At 45.7% G+C, this 17,028-nt stretch carries 15 protein-coding genes and 1 riboswitch; of the genes, 9 read left to right on the forward strand and 6 right to left on the reverse strand.

All coding sequences use genetic code 11. The features are described from left to right. The first annotated feature begins 451 nt into the window (after window positions 1–451). The 5 genes from MUY27_RS20385 (at window position 452) to MUY27_RS20405 (ending at window position 5,984) form a co-directional block, all read left to right on the forward strand. On the forward strand, window positions 452–1,549 hold the full coding sequence (locus tag MUY27_RS20385; RefSeq protein WP_245133320.1) for a vWA domain-containing protein: 1,098 nt from the start codon (window positions 452–454) through the stop codon (window positions 1,547–1,549). 109 nt (window positions 1,550–1,658) lie between these two features. Beyond that, a complete protein-coding gene (locus MUY27_RS20390) occupies window positions 1,659–3,161 on the forward strand; it encodes a sigma 54-interacting transcriptional regulator (protein WP_245133322.1) in 1,503 nt (500 codons plus the stop codon). Between the two features lie 9 nt (window positions 3,162–3,170). After that, window positions 3,171–4,439, forward strand: a complete 1,269-nt coding sequence (locus MUY27_RS20395) for a metallophosphoesterase (protein WP_245133325.1) — start codon at window positions 3,171–3,173, stop codon at window positions 4,437–4,439. 32 nt (window positions 4,440–4,471) lie between these two features. Continuing rightward, a complete protein-coding gene (locus tag MUY27_RS20400) occupies window positions 4,472–5,362 on the forward strand; it encodes a UbiA prenyltransferase family protein (RefSeq protein ID WP_245133327.1) in 891 nt (296 codons plus the stop codon). A 1-nt stretch (window position 5,363) separates the two neighbouring features. After that, window positions 5,364–5,984 (forward strand): class I SAM-dependent methyltransferase, encoded by a 621-nt coding sequence (locus MUY27_RS20405; RefSeq protein WP_245133328.1) that lies wholly within the window; start codon window positions 5,364–5,366, stop codon window positions 5,982–5,984. Window positions 5,985–6,261: 277 nt separating this feature from the next. Here the strand turns inward: MUY27_RS20405 and MUY27_RS20410 are convergent, their stop codons facing one another. The 3 genes from MUY27_RS20410 to MUY27_RS20420 are packed head-to-tail and all read right to left on the reverse strand — an operon-like array spanning window position 6,262 to window position 8,339. After that, window positions 6,262–6,984 carry an SGNH/GDSL hydrolase family protein gene (locus MUY27_RS20410; protein WP_245133329.1) on the reverse strand — a complete coding sequence of 241 codons (723 nt, stop codon included), beginning with the start codon at window positions 6,982–6,984 and terminating at the stop codon, window positions 6,262–6,264. Then, window positions 6,981–7,697: a lipoyl(octanoyl) transferase LipB gene (lipB, locus tag MUY27_RS20415; protein WP_245133331.1), complete on the reverse strand. Its 717-nt coding sequence runs from the start codon at window positions 7,695–7,697 to the stop codon at window positions 6,981–6,983. The genes MUY27_RS20410 and lipB overlap by 4 nt, the downstream gene beginning before the upstream one ends. 3 nt (window positions 7,698–7,700) lie before the next feature. Further along, window positions 7,701–8,339 (reverse strand): 4'-phosphopantetheinyl transferase family protein, encoded by a 639-nt coding sequence (locus MUY27_RS20420; protein WP_245133333.1) that lies wholly within the window; start codon window positions 8,337–8,339, stop codon window positions 7,701–7,703. A gap of 77 nt (window positions 8,340–8,416) precedes the next feature. On the opposite strand from MUY27_RS20420, the gene dcd reads away from it, so the two are divergent. Next, a complete protein-coding gene (dcd, locus tag MUY27_RS20425; protein ID WP_245133334.1) occupies window positions 8,417–8,953 on the forward strand; it encodes a dCTP deaminase in 537 nt (178 codons plus the stop codon). A 51-nt stretch (window positions 8,954–9,004) separates the two neighbouring features. Next, window positions 9,005–11,719: a TonB-dependent receptor plug domain-containing protein gene (locus MUY27_RS20430; RefSeq protein WP_245133336.1), complete on the forward strand. Its 2,715-nt coding sequence runs from the start codon at window positions 9,005–9,007 to the stop codon at window positions 11,717–11,719. Between the two features lie 40 nt (window positions 11,720–11,759). Here the strand turns inward: MUY27_RS20430 and MUY27_RS20435 are convergent, their stop codons facing one another. Continuing rightward, complete coding sequence (locus MUY27_RS20435; RefSeq protein ID WP_245133337.1) at window positions 11,760–12,647, reverse strand: hypothetical protein; 888 nt, start codon at window positions 12,645–12,647, stop codon at window positions 11,760–11,762. Between the two features lie 103 nt (window positions 12,648–12,750). On the opposite strand from MUY27_RS20435, the gene MUY27_RS20440 reads away from it, so the two are divergent. Further along, window positions 12,751–13,032, forward strand: coding sequence for an ATP-dependent Clp protease adaptor ClpS (locus MUY27_RS20440; protein ID WP_245133338.1), 282 nt, complete (start codon window positions 12,751–12,753; stop codon window positions 13,030–13,032). 335 nt (window positions 13,033–13,367) lie between these two features. On the opposite strand, the gene MUY27_RS20445 is transcribed toward MUY27_RS20440, so the two are convergent. Both MUY27_RS20445 and MUY27_RS20450 read right to left on the reverse strand, forming a co-directional pair. Beyond that, complete coding sequence (locus MUY27_RS20445) at window positions 13,368–14,435, reverse strand: branched-chain amino acid aminotransferase (RefSeq protein ID WP_245133341.1); 1,068 nt, start codon at window positions 14,433–14,435, stop codon at window positions 13,368–13,370. A gap of 54 nt (window positions 14,436–14,489) precedes the next feature. Continuing rightward, the gene (locus tag MUY27_RS20450) at window positions 14,490–15,443 is read right to left on the reverse strand and encodes a tryptophan 2,3-dioxygenase family protein (protein ID WP_245133342.1); all 954 of its coding nucleotides are present in this window, start codon (window positions 15,441–15,443) and stop codon (window positions 14,490–14,492) included. A 73-nt stretch (window positions 15,444–15,516) separates the two neighbouring features. After that, window positions 15,517–15,580: riboswitch (Fluoride riboswitch) on the forward strand. A 28-nt stretch (window positions 15,581–15,608) separates the two neighbouring features. Between MUY27_RS20450 and MUY27_RS20455 the strand changes: the two genes are divergently transcribed. Next, window positions 15,609–16,910, forward strand: coding sequence for a voltage-gated chloride channel family protein (locus MUY27_RS20455; protein WP_245133344.1), 1,302 nt, complete (start codon window positions 15,609–15,611; stop codon window positions 16,908–16,910). Window positions 16,911–17,028: the final 118 nt, after the last annotated feature.

The raw sequence follows: 17,028 nt of genomic DNA on the forward strand, positions 1-17,028 counted from the left end.
ATAAGGTAAAAACGTTAACTGGTCAGGGTCATATTCCTTAAAGACTACTTTGCCTCCCATGTCTTTAAGTTACTAAAAATATATCCCTTAAACAACAAGAGACTGCCCTTTTGAGACAGCCTCCTTTGTGAGGCCATAAAGATGGTGGTGACACCAGCATCGTACCTAATTTTCATTGAGCCTACCGTAGCAATCTTCTGGTTAGAATCTTCTTCAACTTAAGTAGCGAAGAAGATCCCTCGCTACTCCCGGGATGACAGAAAGGTAAGTATTATGCTACGCAAACCATGAAGGACAACTAAGGATAGCCTCTTTTTGTCTTGATTCTTGCCTCTTGACTCTTGATTCTACACAAGATTGTCATTCCCACCTAACAATTTTATTTCAAAGCACGGCAGACAAAACTATTACAACAAAAATTCCGTTCCTTTACTTTAAGAAAGGCAAAATCATGCGTGGATTTGGATTCTCCAAATATGTACCCCGTGAAGTACCCAAGGGCGGGTTTGATGAACTGTTAAAGTTATTTCTGGAACTGCTTAACTACACCTCTGGCGATGCCGGGGAGGCGTTGCAGTGGATGAACAAGCTGGACAAGCAATACAACATCACCAATGATGAGTATGGCATGGGCGATTTCATTGATGATCTGAAACAAAAAGGCTATCTGACCGAAGATAATGAAAGCGGTGAGATGAGCATTACAGCCAAGACAGAACAAAGCATTCGTCAGTCTGCCCTGGAGGAAATATTCGGGAAGTTAAAAAAATCGGGAAAAGGCAATCACCGTTCGCCGCAGTCTGGTGCGGGTGACGAGAAGAATGCAGAACGTCGGGAATTTGAGTTCGGCGACAGCCTGGAACAGATTGATATTACCCAGTCTATCCATAATGCGCAGATCAATCACGGTATCGGCGATTTCAAGATGACGGAACGCGATCTGGAAGTAGAAGAAATGGATTACAAAACACTGACTTCTACCGTATTAATGATCGATATTTCGCACTCGATGATCCTGTACGGCGAAGACCGCATCACCCCGGCTAAGAAGGTGGCCATGGCCCTGGCTGAGCTGATTAAAACCAAGTACCCAAAAGACACCCTGGATATTGTGGTGTTTGGGAACGATGCCTGGCCGATCAGCCTGAAAGACCTGCCCTATCTGCAAGTGGGCCCTTACCACACCAACACCTACGCGGGGCTTGAACTGGCGACGGATCTGCTGCGCCGCAGAAAAACGCAGAACAAACAGATTTTTATGATCACCGATGGTAAGCCGACCTGTTTGAAAGAAGGTAACCGGTATTATAAAAATAGTATCGGGCTGGATAGGAAAGTGGTGAACAAGACTCTGACAATGGCGGCGCAGTGCAAACGGTTGAAAATACCGATCACAACGTTTATGATCGCTAAAGACCCATACCTACAGCAGTTTGTACGCAAGTTTACCGAAACCAACGGCGGTAAAGCGTTTTACAGCTCACTGAACGGCCTGGGCGAATACATTTTTGAAGATTACATTCGTAACAGAAGAAAAACGGTTAGATAAACCGCCCCTCCTACCCTCCCCAAAGGGGAGGAAAAAGAGAGGCATACAATAATTATAAAAATTAAAAAACTACAAGCCCTCTCTTGCGGGGAGGGTTGGGAGGGGCCCAATGACAAATAATCATAGTAATATTACCACTCTTGGTCAGTTAAAACAGACGGATTATAAAAGCCGCTCGGTTAAAGAAGAACTAAGGGAAAACCTGATTAAACAATTACAAAAAAAAGAAGGCGGCTTTGAAGGCATCATCGGTTATGAAGACACCGTAATTCCAGATCTGCAAACCGCCATACTTTCGCGCCACAATACCTTACTGCTTGGTTTACGTGGTCAGGCTAAAACCCGTATTGCACGTTTACTCGTCAACCTGCTCGACGAATATATACCATACATTGCGGGGTCTGAGATTTTTGATGATCCGCTGGAACCGATTTCCTGGTTCGGCAGGAACGAGGTAGCAACCAAAGGTGATGATACGCCTATTGCGTGGGTACACCGCTCTGAGCGTTATACCGAAAAGCTTGCCACACCGGATGTTACTGTGGCTGACCTGATCGGCGACGTGGACCCAATCAAAGCCGCCACCCTAAAACTAACCTACGCAGACGAACGCGTGATCCACTTCGGGTTGATCCCTCGCGCGCATCGCGGCATTTTCGTGATCAATGAACTACCCGATCTGCAGGCGCGTATCCAGGTGGCATTATTCAATATCCTGCAGGAGAAAGATATCCAGATCCGCGGCTTTAAACTCCGCCTGCCGCTGGATATCCAGTTTGTATTTACAGCTAACCCTGAAGACTACACCAATCGCGGTTCTATCGTTACACCGCTGAAAGACCGTATCGAAAGCCAGATCCTGACCCACTATCCGCGCACACTGGATATTTCGCGTCAGATTACGCAGCAGGAGGCTCGTTTAACACCAGAACAACGCCAGTCTATTGAAGCAGATGGCCTGGTAAAAGACCTGGTAGAGCAGATCGCTTTCGAGGCACGCGACTCAGAATATATCGATAAAAAATCGGGGGTATCTGCGCGTTTAACCATTTCAGCCTATGAAAACCTGATCAGTAATGCCGAGCGCCGTATGCTGATTAATTGCGAAACCAGCACCTTTGTGCGCATCTCTGATTTTCTGGGTGTTATCCCTGCCATCACCGGTAAAATAGAACTGGTGTACGAAGGCGAATTGGAAGGCCCGGCTAAAGTAGCTACTATCCTGGTGGGTAAGGCAATCAAAACTTTATTACTACAGTTCTTCCCCGACCCGGAAAAGGCGAAAAAGAATAAAAAAGGCAACCCTTACCAGGAGGTGATCAACTGGTTTGCCGACGGCAATACGCTTTCACTAATTGATGATCTGTCGGCACAGGAATACAAAAAAGCGCTAAACTCTGTTACCGGGCTAAAAGAATTGATCAAGCAGTTCCACCCGCGGTTGGCAGAAAACCAGCAGTTACTATTGATGGAATTTATCCTGCACGGACTGGCCGAGTTCTCTCAACTGAGTAAAGGATACCTGGATAACGGCTTCGCATTTGCAGATATGTTTGACAGTTTATTCAATTTAGAAGCAGATGATAATGATTATGACGATGACAGGTATTAATTTTGCCGGATGACGCGACAAACCGTTATTCTCTTAATTATATCCGCAGCCCTGCTAATTGCAGATGCTTATATTATAAAAGGTTTAAAAAGCGCCCTGAAGTGGCGCTTTTTACATAACCGCTGGTTCAGCCGCATTTACTGGGGAGTTTCAATCGTACTGATTATCGGTATCTTCCTTAGTATTTTTGTAAAACTGGGCATGGGCATCCGCGCCGGCTTACTACTTTGTTTCTTCCTGCTGCTGATAGCTAAGGTTTTATTAATACTGTTCCTTTTCGCTGATGATGTACGCCGCTGGATCATCAAAGCCATCAAAAAGCCTAACGAACAACCCGCGACTGTTACGACAACATCAACTACGCCCAAAATCCCTCGTTCAGAATTTTTGGTAAAGGCAGGGCTACTTGCAGGTGCGTTGCCTGTTGGTGCGCTAACCTGGGGTATTATTGATGGCGTTTACGACTATCGCGTTCGCAGGCAAACGCTTTATTTACCTAATTTGCCTAAAAAGTTCGACGGTATCCGGCTGGGGCAGATATCAGATATCCACTCTGGTAGTTTTTACAATAAAAAAGCAGTTGCCGGTGGTGTAGAAATGCTAATGCGTGAAAAACCGGACTTTATTTTCTTCACCGGCGACCTGGTGAATGACATCGCCAGCGAAATGCGCGATTATCAGGATATTTTCAGCAAGGTAAAAGCGCCTTTGGGTGTTTACTCTTCCTTGGGGAATCATGACTATGGCGATTATTCGTGGTGGCCGAACCTGGCTGCTAAACAAAAAAACCACCAGGACCTGATAGATACCCATAAACGGTTAGGGTGGGATTTGTTGCTTAACGAGAACCGCCGGTTGAAGATTGATGGCGAAGAAATCGGTATTTTGGGGGTAGAAAACTGGGGACTGATCAGCCGCTTTCCCAAAAGGGGCCGCTTAGATCTGGCAACAAAAGATACCGGCGACTTACCGGTAAAGCTGCTGCTATCGCATGATCCCTCGCATTGGCGCGCACAGGTGTTGGATAAATACCCGGATATTGATGTAATGTTCTCTGGCCATACTCACGGTATGCAATGCGGTATACGTACTGCAGAGTTTCAATGGAGCCCGATAGAGTTTGTCTACAAGGAATGGGCGGGCCTTTACCAGGAGAATAAGCAGCAATTGTACGTAAATGTTGGCTATGGCTTTTTAGGATATCCGGGCCGGGTTGGAATTTTACCAGAGATTACGATATTTGAGTTAAAAGCTGCCCACGCGCCAAACCAGAGCTAAGTCTGCCGCCGGTAGCTTTTTGACATCCGTTGATGAAAAAATTCTTTAAGTCTGCTTTTGACTGCTTGCTGTTCAGCAACATTTTTATGGCCCTTTGTGCTGTTGCGCAAGGGCTGGTTACCTTTCAATTGATCGGGGCTAAACCGGTACCTGCCGTTTTAGGGATTCTTTTCGCTGCCACACTTGGCTTATACAACGTCAGCATCCTGGTTTGCAAACCTAAAAATCCGCAAAAATCACCTTACCTGCGTGTTCGCTGGTTTTTTGCCCATTACCGGCTGATGGTAACTTTTACCATTGTTTCGTTGCTGATGCTGGGGCCGCTGTTCTGGTTCGTCTCCTTCGAATCTAAAATATTGCTGGTGTTTATGTCTGTGCTGTCTTTCGGCTATAGCCTGCCCCTATTTACAGATGGCCAAAAACGCTATGGCTTACGCCATATTCCCGGTTTGAAGCCATTTTTGATCACCATTGTCTGGTGTTTAAGTTGTGTGCTTTTGCCCATACTGGAAGCGACAGACCAGCATTTGGTCAGCATATCCATGCGCGACACTACCATCCTGCTGGCAAAACGTTTTCTATTCATTGGTGCCCTGACCGTGCCGTTCGATATACGCGATTTATTCCAGGATAAACTGAATAACCTGCGCACCATACCGGTAGCCTGGGGTGAAAAAAACGCTTACCTGTTTTGCCAGTTTTTAATGGCCGGATATATCGTACTGCTTTTCATTTTCAGGAATAACGGATTTAATACCGATTTCTTTGCACTCAGCTTAACCGCCGTTTTAACCGGCTGGCTCATCTTCCATTCTACCTGGGAAAAGAACGAATACTACTACTTCTTTTACCTTGACGGCGTGCTGATCCTCCAGTACGTTTTTCTGATGGGTTTTCACCTGGCGGCGCATTATATTAAATAGTATGTCGGCTAATTACGACAAGACCAGCAGTTTTTACGACACCTTGTCCAGGTTGGTATTTGGCAATACTTTAAGAAATGCACAGATCAGTTTATTGACATACATCCCTGCGGATGCCGTAGTTTTAATAGCGGGCGGTGGGACGGGCTGGATTCTGGAAGAAATTGCCAAAGTTCATTCACAGGGTTTGGAAATTTTTTATGTGGAGATATCTGCCAACATGCTTGCCTTATCCCAAAAGCGTAGCATCGGTAACAATACGGTTCACTTCATCAATTCGCCAGCAGAAATGGTCAGCCTTCCTAAACCGGCGGATGTAATTATCACTCCTTTCCTGTTCGATAACTTTACCCAACAGGCTGCCGAAAGGCTTTTTAATCATTTAAACGGTCAACTTAAGCCTGGCGGGGTGTGGTTGAATACAGATTTCCAGATAGCCGGAAAATGGTGGCACAAACCATTGCTGAAGAGCATGTACCTGTTTTTCAAACTTTTCAACGCCGTACAAGTGAACCAACTGCCAGCTATTTCGGGCCTGTTTGAGAAAAACAATTACCAGGTGCTGAAAAGTAAGGAGTTCTTTGGTCGGTTTATTTTAAGTAAGGCTAGGAAGAATGGTTAGGGAATGAAGCACATGCGGTGCGCTTGTAACGCGTGCGCCTAATATCTGACGATTTAATCGTTTCTTTTTAAGCATACATTACAATGCGCTATAGGGAGTGTCATGCTGAGGCTCTCGAAGCATGAGCGCTGGGCAGTTAGAGGTTGCTGGCGACACAAATACGGTCATCCGGAGAGCGACAAAAGGCTTGCAAATTTGTCTTACAAGGTGAAGATTGCCGCGTCTTTCGATAATCATCGGAATCCTCTCAAAGACATCCGGTACACTAAGCGCTCTCCTACTTAAACTGCTTCACTACCTGCGGAAGTAACTTCTTTACCCACAACCCATACATCTTACCGGAAGGGTGCAGACCATCAGAGGCGGACATCGAAGCGTCGGACTTTGCTTCTAATGATATATCAGTAATATTCACATATTTCACACCAGCCTCTTCGCTTTCATCAGCGTTGATCTGGTTAAACTGTTCGATCTGATCACTGATCAGTTGCCGGTCGCGGCCCTCTGCAAAAGGGGTAACGCCCCAATCCGGTATCGATAATACGTAGACGTGCTTTTTGATGCCGCCTGCAAAGTTTATGGCGCTGTTCAGGAGTTTTACAAACTCTGCCCGGTACTCGTTTCGGCTCAAGCCCCGGTACTGGTTATTTACGCCGATCAATAACGTCACGACGTCATAGGTATGCGTCAGATTTTCCTGGTTGATCCCCGCTTCCAGTTCGCCGGTTGTCCAGCCTGTTTTCGCTACCACTTTAACTTCTTTAACAGGGATATTCTTTTGCTTTAACTGTTCAGCCAGTTGATAAGGAAACGATTCCTGCTGGGGAACCAACTCCCCTACCGTATAAGAATCGCCCAAGGCTAAATAAGAAACAGTTTTACTGCTATCGGTCGACATAGTGGTGTGAGCAGCAGGGGCACTTTGCTTTTCTGACATATTAAAAAAAGAGTTGGCGCTTAAGCCTGAAACAACTATTAATAAACCTGTTAATGCTTTCATAAAATCTCCATACCAAACAATACGGAAATATGCTGCTTCAGGATTTCTTTTACTTTATTTATATCTACTACAGAACCTAGTTCGCGCTGCATAGAGGTAACGTCTTTATCATCTATACCGCAGGGAACAATGTTCTTGAAATAATCAAGGCTAGTATTCACGTTAAAAGCCAGGCCATGCATGGTTACCCAGCGGCTGCAGCGTACGCCCATGGCGCAGATCTTCCTGGCCTTATCGTTATCGGCATCGAGCCAAACACCGGTATAACCAGGGTAGCGTTCGCCTTTCAAACCAAATTCGGCCATGGTTAAAATTACTGCCTCTTCTAACGTGCGCAGGTATAAATGGATATCGGTAAAGAAATTATCCAGGTCTAAAATAGGGTAACTCACAATTTGCCCCGGGCCATGGTAGGTAATATCTCCCCCGCGGTTAATCGGATAATATACCGCCTGTTTATCTTTCAGTCCTTGTTCGTCCAGCAACAGATGGTCTGGCTTACCGCTTTTGCCAAGCGTGTAAACGTGCGGATGCTCGCAAAAGACAAGGTAGTTTTTGGTGCTCAGTGTTTCACTATCTTCACCGGCAACCTGCAAATTACGGATGGCCATTTTAGTATTCACCGTATCCGCAAACAGCGCTTCCTGTTTATCCCAGGCTTCTTTATAATCAATCAGCCCCCAGTCTTCAAAAATTACCTGTTTATTTTTCATTGTTTAACCCTTAACATAGCCTACCATATAATCTTCGTACTGCAGGTAATTTACCTCGTAAGGCAGGTTGATATCTTCCTTTTTTAATCGAGCATCTACCACGCCGTGATGTTGAAAATCAAACGGCTGCAGCAGGATATGGTCTGCAAATGAAACCTCTTTCTGCCCGTAGCACTTATACACCGCCTCCTTTGCACACCAGCAAACATATAACTGTTCGATCTTCCTTTCAGGTTTGATGGCCGCCAGTTCTTCGGGCCGCATAAATTTATGCGCAATCCGTTCAACTTTCTGCTTAACCTGTTCAATATCTATCCCAACCGGTCTGCTTTTACTCAGCATCACCGCAGCAAAGTCGAACGAGTGCGATAGGGAAATATGATACGGCAGGTTAACCAGGTAGGGTTTACCATGGCTGTCCACCTTGCAATCAATATATTCATCAGTGCGCAGCATCTTTCGTAGCAATACCCGCGTACCCAGCCAGTGCAGGTGCCTTTTTCCGCTGCTCAACTTATCTACATAAGCCTTCTCTTCATCGTTCAATTGCAGCTGGCCATACAGCTCATCTGCCTCTTCTTCAATACGCCAGAGGGCAAATTCGGTATCATCATCCAACTGTTGGCGGTACGCTATAGCCATAAAAGTAAAATTGCAAAAACGGATGCAAACATATGTCAAATAATTCTAAATTAGACCGGTAAACCGCTATCCTCCTTATGATTTTATCAGACAAGCGCATTCTCGAAGAAATAGAAAAAGGCAACATTATTATAGAACCGTTTAACCGCGAAAAATTAGGTACCAACTCTTATGATGTACATCTGGGCAAGCATCTGGCAACCTACAAAAACCGTGTGCTGGATGCCCGTGTCCATAATGAAATTGAACACTTTGAGATCCCCAAAGAAGGCTTTGTATTGCAGCCGGATACACTCTATCTCGGCGTCACTTTAGAATATACAGAAACGCACCGGCACGTGCCTTTCCTGGAAGGTAAATCAAGCACCGGCAGGCTGGGGATAGATATCCATGCCACCGCCGGTAAAGGGGATGTGGGCTTTTGCAACACCTGGACGTTAGAAATTTCTGCTACCCAACCGGTAAGGGTTTACGCAGGAATGCCCATTGGCCAACTGATCTACTTTAGCGTAGAAGGCGATATTGAAACTTTTTATAATACCAAAGGCAACGCGAAATACAACAATCCGACCACCAAACCCGTTGAGAGTATGATGTGGAAGAACAAGTTTTAGCGCTTCCCTGAAAAAAACCTGAACCTCGCATCTTCTTTAAATCATCTAACTATGTCATTCAAAAAAATACCCCTGATTTTGCTGACGGTTATTACCGCTGCGTTGCTGTTTAGCTTTATTAACGCAGATGATGACCCCATCAAGAAGGCTGCAGCCCAGCTTGAAAAATGGACCGGCGACTATCCGCAGGAAAAAGTATACCTGCACATGGATAAACCCTATTATGCCGTTGGCGAAGATATCTGGTTTAAAGCTTATGTAACCATCGGGCCAGAGCATAAACTTTCTGCACTGAGCGGGATTTTGAACGTGGAACTGCTTGATCCGCGAGATTCTGTCCAGCAATCTATTAAGCTACCGCTTACCAGCGGTATTGCGATGGGTGATTTTGCGTTGTCGGACACCTTAAAAGAAGGCAATTACCGCATACGCGCCTATACCAACTGGATGCGTAACTTTGCCCCCGAATACTTTTTTGACCGCACCATACACATAGGCAACGCAGCTACCAATACTGTTTTCACTAATACCTCTTATGCTTATACTACTACACCCAATGGGCAACAAAATGTAAAGGCTACCGTAAGCTTCACCGATATTAATGGCATAGCCTACGCCGGGAAAGAAGTAAGTTACCAGGTACAGTTGAGCAACCGTAACGTTGGCCGTGGAAAGGGAGTAACCGACGACAAAGGAAACCTGGCCATCAGCTTTACCAATACTGTGCCGGGCGCAATGAAAGCCGGGCAGATTACGGCAAAAATAAAAATCAGCGATAAACAGACTATCACTAAAATATTACCGGTTAAGGCGACTTCCAATAATGTGGATGTGCAATTTTTCCCCGAAGGCGGTAACCTGGTAGCTGGCCTGCCATGCAGGGTTGCCTTTAAAGCGGTAGGCGCCGATGGGCTCGGCAAAGCCATCAGCGGTACAATAGTTAACAACGATAACACCGAATTAACCAGCTTTACCACCAGCCACCTGGGCATGGGCCTGTTTGTTTTAATACCCGAAGCAGGAAAAACCTACCAGGCAAAAGTGACTTATGAAGATGGTTCAAAAGCCACCGTCAATTTACCTAAAGTATTGGAAAAAGGGTACTCCCTTTCTTTGAATAACACCAGTGACCCTGACAATATCACTATCCGTATCGGCGGTACGGCAGATTTGGTCGGTCAGCAAATTAGTGTGGTAGCGCAAGCGAACGGGGTGATCTGCTATGCGGCAAAGAATAGCCTGGAAAATGGCGTACTGATGGCTAAGATCCCAAAATCTAAATTCCCAACCGGTATTGCACAGTTTACATTATTTAATGCTGCCAACGAGCCCGTGTGCGAGCGTATCATATTCATTAATCGAGAAGATGAGTTAAAAGTGGATGTAGCCGGACAGGCATCAAGCGGAACGCGGCAAAAAGTAAACCTTTCACTGAATGTGCAGTCGCCTGACGGCAAACCAGCCATTTCTGCTTTATCTGCAGCTGTTATTGATGAAACCAAAGTACCTTCTGACGAAAGCGACGAGATCAGCATCCTGTCGCAACTTCTACTGAGTTCAGACATTAAAGGATATATCGAAAAGCCGAACTATTACTTTGTCCACCGCGACGAACAAGGCCGTAAAGCACTCGATCTACTGATGATGACACAGGGTTACCGCCGTTTTGAGTGGAAACAGTTATTGAACAATGTATATCCACCCGTGGTATTTCAGCCAGAAAAAGAGTTGCGGATTTCCGGGCATGTGCATAACGGCAATAAACCTGTTATCGGCGGTAAAGTAACTTTGTTTACCACCAAAGGCGGCGCCTTTATTCTGGATACACTTACTGACGATAAAGGCAACTTCGCTTTTAATCACCTGGTATTTAAGGATAGCGTGAAATTTATTATCCAGGCACGCACTGCGAAAGACAGAAAGTTTGTAGACATCGAGCTGGATAACGTTGTGTCGCAAGGGGTATCGTCTAACCCGAATGCACCTGATATTGAAGTGAACGTAAGTAAGAACATTACAGGCTACCTTCAAAACAGCTATAAATTATACCAGGAAGAAAGCAAGTATGGCGTAGGCAACCATAATTATGTTTTGAAAGAGGTGGTAATTAAGGAGAAGAAGATCACGCCTTACCAAAACTCTTCCAACCTGAACGGGCCGGGCCAGGCAGACCAGATCATTTCTGGCGACATCTTCGAAAAAATGGGTTGCCCCGATATTACTACCTGCCTTCAGGGACGCTTGCTTGGGGTAACCTTCAGGGGCGGCGCAGCATACTCTACTCGCAGTCCGAATACACCTATGCAGATCGTACTGGACGGTATGACCATAGATGACCCATATTTTTTAAGTTCGCTGAACGCCATGGACATTGCCAGTATTGAGGTATTGCGCAGCGCGGGCTATACGTCTATCTACGGTATGCGTGGCGGCGGCGGTGTACTGGTAATTACCACCAAACGCGGCGGCGAATACAGCAGTACTGCCAGGGTTTATGCTCCGGGTATAATTACCTATACACCAAAAGGCTATTACCAGGCACGCACCTTTTATTCGCCACAATATGACGACCCGAAAGTTAACCGCACTTTAGCAGATTTGCGGACAACCATATTCTGGAAACCCAACATCGTGACCGATAAAGACGGCAAAGCCAGCATCGAGTTTTACAATGCGGGCAGCCCCGGCACCTACAGGGTAATCGTAGAAGGCATCGATGGCGATGGGCACATCGGCCACCAGACCTTCAGGTACAAAGTGCAATAGACATAAAAAAAGCTCAGACTAATCATCTGAGCTTTTTTGCCTATTGTGCAGATAGTTTGAATTTCTGCCAGAAATCGACTGACTTTCCAAGTTCGCCCATATCGAAATTCCTTTCTCCGTTACCACCGCCGCGGTTCATGCCTCCGCCGCGCATACCGCCACGGCCCATACCCCCTCCACGCATACCGCCGCCCATGCCTCCACCGCCGCCGCGCATACCTCCACCTCGTTCCATACCTTCGCCTTGCTGTGGATGTGAAGGCGCGCTGATGCCGTTGATCTTAAAATTAAAAGCCCACTCGTTCTTGTCGTTAATTTCTGCGTGGAAAAATTTTAAAGGTATGGCGGCCTCATAAACCAGGTAACCATCCTTATCGATATCTATCGCTGTTTTAATGCCATAGGTATTGGCGGTAGTAATTACCTCGCTTTCAATATCAGGGAAACCTGTTACTTTAATGTTCCTTAATTTGGTCAGCCGTGCGCGCATCATCTCTTCACGAGCATCTGCATCAGGTGAAGGCCGGTTATCAGCGCCGTCCTTTCCATCACCGCCGTCATTTCTTCTATGTATGTCGCCAAAAGGTGCATTACCGGTCTCTCCCACCGGGAAAGTAATACTATAAGTTTCCTTCTTTTTCCCTTTGGGATTAACACCCAGCGTTAAACCTGCCGCCAGGATCCGTCTTTGTTCGGTTAGGTCATTAACGCGCATGGCCATGTACAGATTTTCCTGGTCATTCGCCAAAGAGTAATACAGCTTCTTATCCTCGTTATAATACCGCAGGCTATCGCCCCAGTCTTTCAGGCTGCCGTCTATACTAATACCGGCTGGCGGGGGTTGTAAATGGTCTTGCTTGTTTTGGCCGTGTGCATACGTGGCCATTAAAAGGCTTGCTGCAAAGGGGGCAACTAAAAGTGCTTTCATGTAGGGGTATCCAGGACTAAGTGTTTAATTGTTGAACCGTACTAAAACACATTTTTAGCTGCTTTATTATGCTTTTTAAGTAAATTTGTCATTACATATAATTATGCCGACAGAAGTACAGGAAGAAACGCTTACGCTTGAAGAGATACTTGCAGGTTTAAAGGAAATGCACCGCCTGATCTTGTGGAACGATGATGTGAACACCTTTGAACACGTGATCTGGTGTATGATGAAATACCTGGACTATTCAGAGTCGCAGGCAGAGAAGATTGCCTGGAAAGTACACAACGAAGGTAAATGTGCGGTACTAGAAGGTTCGTTTACGGAAATGGAAGTTTACCGCAAGATTTTACAGCAGGAAGGTTTGTCTGTTACGGTAGAATAATAAGAGAGACAAGAATCAGGAGCAAGGCTTGCCCTGAACGTGTTTCAGACTTCCTCTCAATATTTTTTTAAGACACGAAGTATCGTGTCTCTACATTAAATTGTCTTTCCGAGTAAAACGAGGAATCTTTTTCGCAATACGTGTTTCAGAATCTCTCTCAATAGTTTTTTTTAAGACACGAAGTATCGTGTCTCTACATTAAATTTGTCATTCTGAACGTAGTGAAGAATCTGCCTTAAAGCACCCGTACAGATTCTTCACTACGTTCAGAATGACAATAAATAAAAAGAGCGCCTATTTAAAAGGCGCTTTTATTATATCTGATTATCTAGCGGTTATCTTACCACGTAGTTCCAGCCGAAGGTATCTTCAACTCTGCCGTAGCGGATATCATCCAGGGTTTTCAATACTTTCTGAGAGAACTCGCGTGTAGAAGGATCGCTTAAAGTAAATTCTTCGCCATTGTGATGGAAAGCCCCGATCGGTGCAATGGTAGCGGCAGTTCCTGCGCCGAAGGCATCAGTTAATTTACCGTTACGGGCACCTTCTACCACCTCGGCAATAGATACACGACGCTCTTCAACCGGCATACCCCATGATTTTGCCAGGGAGATTACCGTATCGCGGGTAACGCCATCTAAAATAGTATCGCGGGTAGACGGAGTTACCAGCTTGCCATCAAGCACAAACATCACGTTAGCGGCACCCATCTCTTCTACATATAAATGTTCTTTGGCATCAGTCCAGATCAATTGATCGAAGCCTTCTTCTGCTGCTTTTTTAAACGGCAGCATAGAACCGCCATAGTTACCGGCTGCTTTGGCATAACCAAAACCACCTTCAGCTGCACGGGTATAATGTGTTTCGAATTTTACACGCAACGGTTTGGTAAAGTACGGACCAACCGGGCAGGTCAACACCACAAACTTGTAAGTTTTAGAAGGTGTAACACCCAGGTAAGCGTCTGTTGCAAACATTACCGGGCGGATATAAAGCGAATGGCCAGCTGCGGCAGGGATCCAGTCGCGGTCTACATCTACCAGTGCAGCAATGCTTTGGGTAAACAGGTCGACAGGAATTTCAGCAGTACACAAACGTTCCGCCGATTTGTTAAAACGGGCAGCGTTCTTCTCCGGACGGAAAACTGCAATAGTTCCGTCTTCGTGCTTGTACGCTTTTAACCCCTCAAAAAAAGCCTGCCCATAGTGCAGCGCAGAAATAGCCGGGCTGAGCGCAATTTCGCCATAAGGCAAAATTTCAATATTTTTCCATTCGCCGCCTTCGTAATCTGCTACCAGCATATGGTCAGAAAAAGTACGGCCAAAAACCAGGTTACTAAAGTCTGTTTCTGCTAACCTACTTTTAGTTGTTTTCGTGATTTTGATGTCCAAGGTATCTGTCATGGCCTTAAAAATTTAATAGTTTGGCAAGGTATAAATTATTTGGCTAAAAAGCCATTATTGGATTTGTAAAGCATCTTCTACCCAGGCTTTTCCCCAGTTTTCAACCTGTTCATCCGTCCATAATGAAGGGTAGAAAATCCTTTTCTGAAAACGCGGAGGCAGGTATTTCTGCCAGTTTGTTCCGCCCGTCGCCCTGATCTCTTCCGGCTCGCGGTGCAAGTACCTTACAGCAGATTTATAGTGAGCCAGCGGCCAGTTTACGTTCACATGCACATCCAGTTGGCGCAGTTCGTTTTCGAGCGCTTCTGTAGGCCGCCCTTCCCGGTTTAGCTTCTTCAATAATGCATTGAAGTTCTTACCGCTACACTTTTCGCCCAGTTCTATAAAAGTTTCGCCGTATTTCTTTTCGAATTGCTGCAGGGTTAAGGTCTTCTTTCCTGTAGAAAGCTCTGTGGCACCGAATTTCCAGTAGATATATTCAAACTGTTCGCGAACGGTGGCGTCTGCCAATTCTTTGCGTTTATCTTTTGCCACCAGGTTGATAAAATCGGTAGCGAATATTTCGATCATGCGGTATTGGCCCGATTGGAAGCCACTTGCCGGCAGCAGCGACATCCTGAACTTCAGGAACTGCTCTTTTTCCATCCCTTCCACCATAATCTGAAAAGATTCGGTAAGTGCCCGGAAATAGCTGTTGATCCGTTTTAACCTTGCGGTGAAGAATTCTACGGTCAAGTCCGACTTTGCGGCAATCTGTTTGCATTCGTGCAGGGAAAGCTTAAAATACAACTCCGTGATCTGGTGATACATAATAAATATCTCCTCGTCAGGAAACGGGGTTTTCGGATTCTGTAGGCTAAGTAACGTATCCAGGTGAATATAGTCCCAATAGGTTAGAAAATCAGCATAAAGTAAGCCGTCCAGGTAGGATGCCATATCCTGCCCCATCGCCTCGTACTTCTGCTGCAGCAGCTTCAATCGTTCAATAATTTCGGGGGTGAAGTTCATAAGCAAAAATAATAAAAGATACCCCGCTTCAACAGGGTTGACAGCAAAGGTTTTTTATTTCATATTTGTGTCATATTAAAAAGGCAATGGTGTCTGCCTAATTGAACCGCTGCAAAGCTGATGGCGCCTACTTCAAATAAGTTTTATTTATTTGCCTTGTAGGTTATGCAAAAAATTCTGAACATTCAGCTACAAATCCTAAAGTATATATTACGCTGGGACCTTATTATTCTGCCTGTTGCCGTTGGTATTGGCAGTATGGTTGCCTTGTTTTTATGGCTGCTTAATTTAGCTATCCATTACCGCTTCGCGCATCCGTGGCTATTATACCTGCTGCCCCTTGCCGGTGTATCCATCCACTTTTTGTATAAAATGTATGGTAGTTCTGCAGAACGCGGCAACAACCTGATTATCGATGAAATTCATGAGCCTGGGGCGGGAGTTCCGAAACGCATGGCGCCGCTGATTTTGCTTACTACAGTGATTACGCATTTGTTTGGTGGCTCTGCGGGCCGTGAAGGCACGGCCGTACAGATTGGCGGAAGCATTGCCAACTTCTTTGCCGGGCTATTCAGGATGGATCTAGCCCAGCGGCAAACCTTGTTAACTGCGGGTATTGCGGCAGGGTTCGGAGCTGTATTTGGCACCCCACTTACCGGGACGGTATTTGCCATGGAAGTACTCACTGTTGGCCGCATCCAATACAGGGCCTTTTTCCCTTGTTTAATAGCCGCTTTTTTGGGGGATGCTACCGTGGCGGCTTGGCATGTACACCATACGCCTTATCACATCGATGTGATCAATACAGCCGCTACTTATTACAGTTACCATTTTTGGTTCGATCCTGTGTTGTTACTAAAAGTTATGATCTCTTCTGTGCTGTTTGGTTTCGCAAGTATCCTTTTCGAAAAGGCCACACATTCAATAAAGCAGTATTCCTTAAAGCTAATTAAAACTGCTTGGCTGATCCCGGTGTTGGGTGGCTGCCTGATCATCCTGCTGACGCTTATAATAGGCAAACCCGACTACCTTAGTCTCGGTGTGGATGCTGAATATCCGGGCGCGGTAACCATTGTTTCATCCTTTCACCAGGGAGGGGCACACTTCTTCAGCTGGTTATGGAAACTGGTTTATACCGCCATTACTTTAGGTACGGGCTTCAAAGGAGGCGAGGTTACCCCGCTGTTCTACATCGGCTCTACACTGGGTAACACCTTAGCCGTTTTGATGGATGCCCCCGTAAGCCTGTTCGCAGCATTAGGCTTTATCGCTGTATTTTCCGGCGCTACGAAAACGCCCATCGCCTGTACCATAATGGGCATGGAACTCTTCGGCCCCGATCATGCTGTGCTTTTTGCTGTAGCCTGCTTTATAGCCTACTTATGCAGCGGCAGTAATGGCATTTATAGTGCGCAACGTAAACCTGGCGGCAAGCTGTCTTACCTCCAATCTTTTCGTAGCAAATAAAACATTCATGAAAGGGGAATTCACCAACGGGCATTAAAGTGTTAAATTGTAGGTACCAAACTTCAATTAACATGTCATCCCAAGTAGAATTCCCTTTATTATTTGATCGTTGTGCAGG

The organism is Mucilaginibacter straminoryzae, assembly GCF_022953055.1.
GTDB lineage: Bacteria > Bacteroidota > Bacteroidia > Sphingobacteriales > Sphingobacteriaceae > Mucilaginibacter > Mucilaginibacter straminoryzae.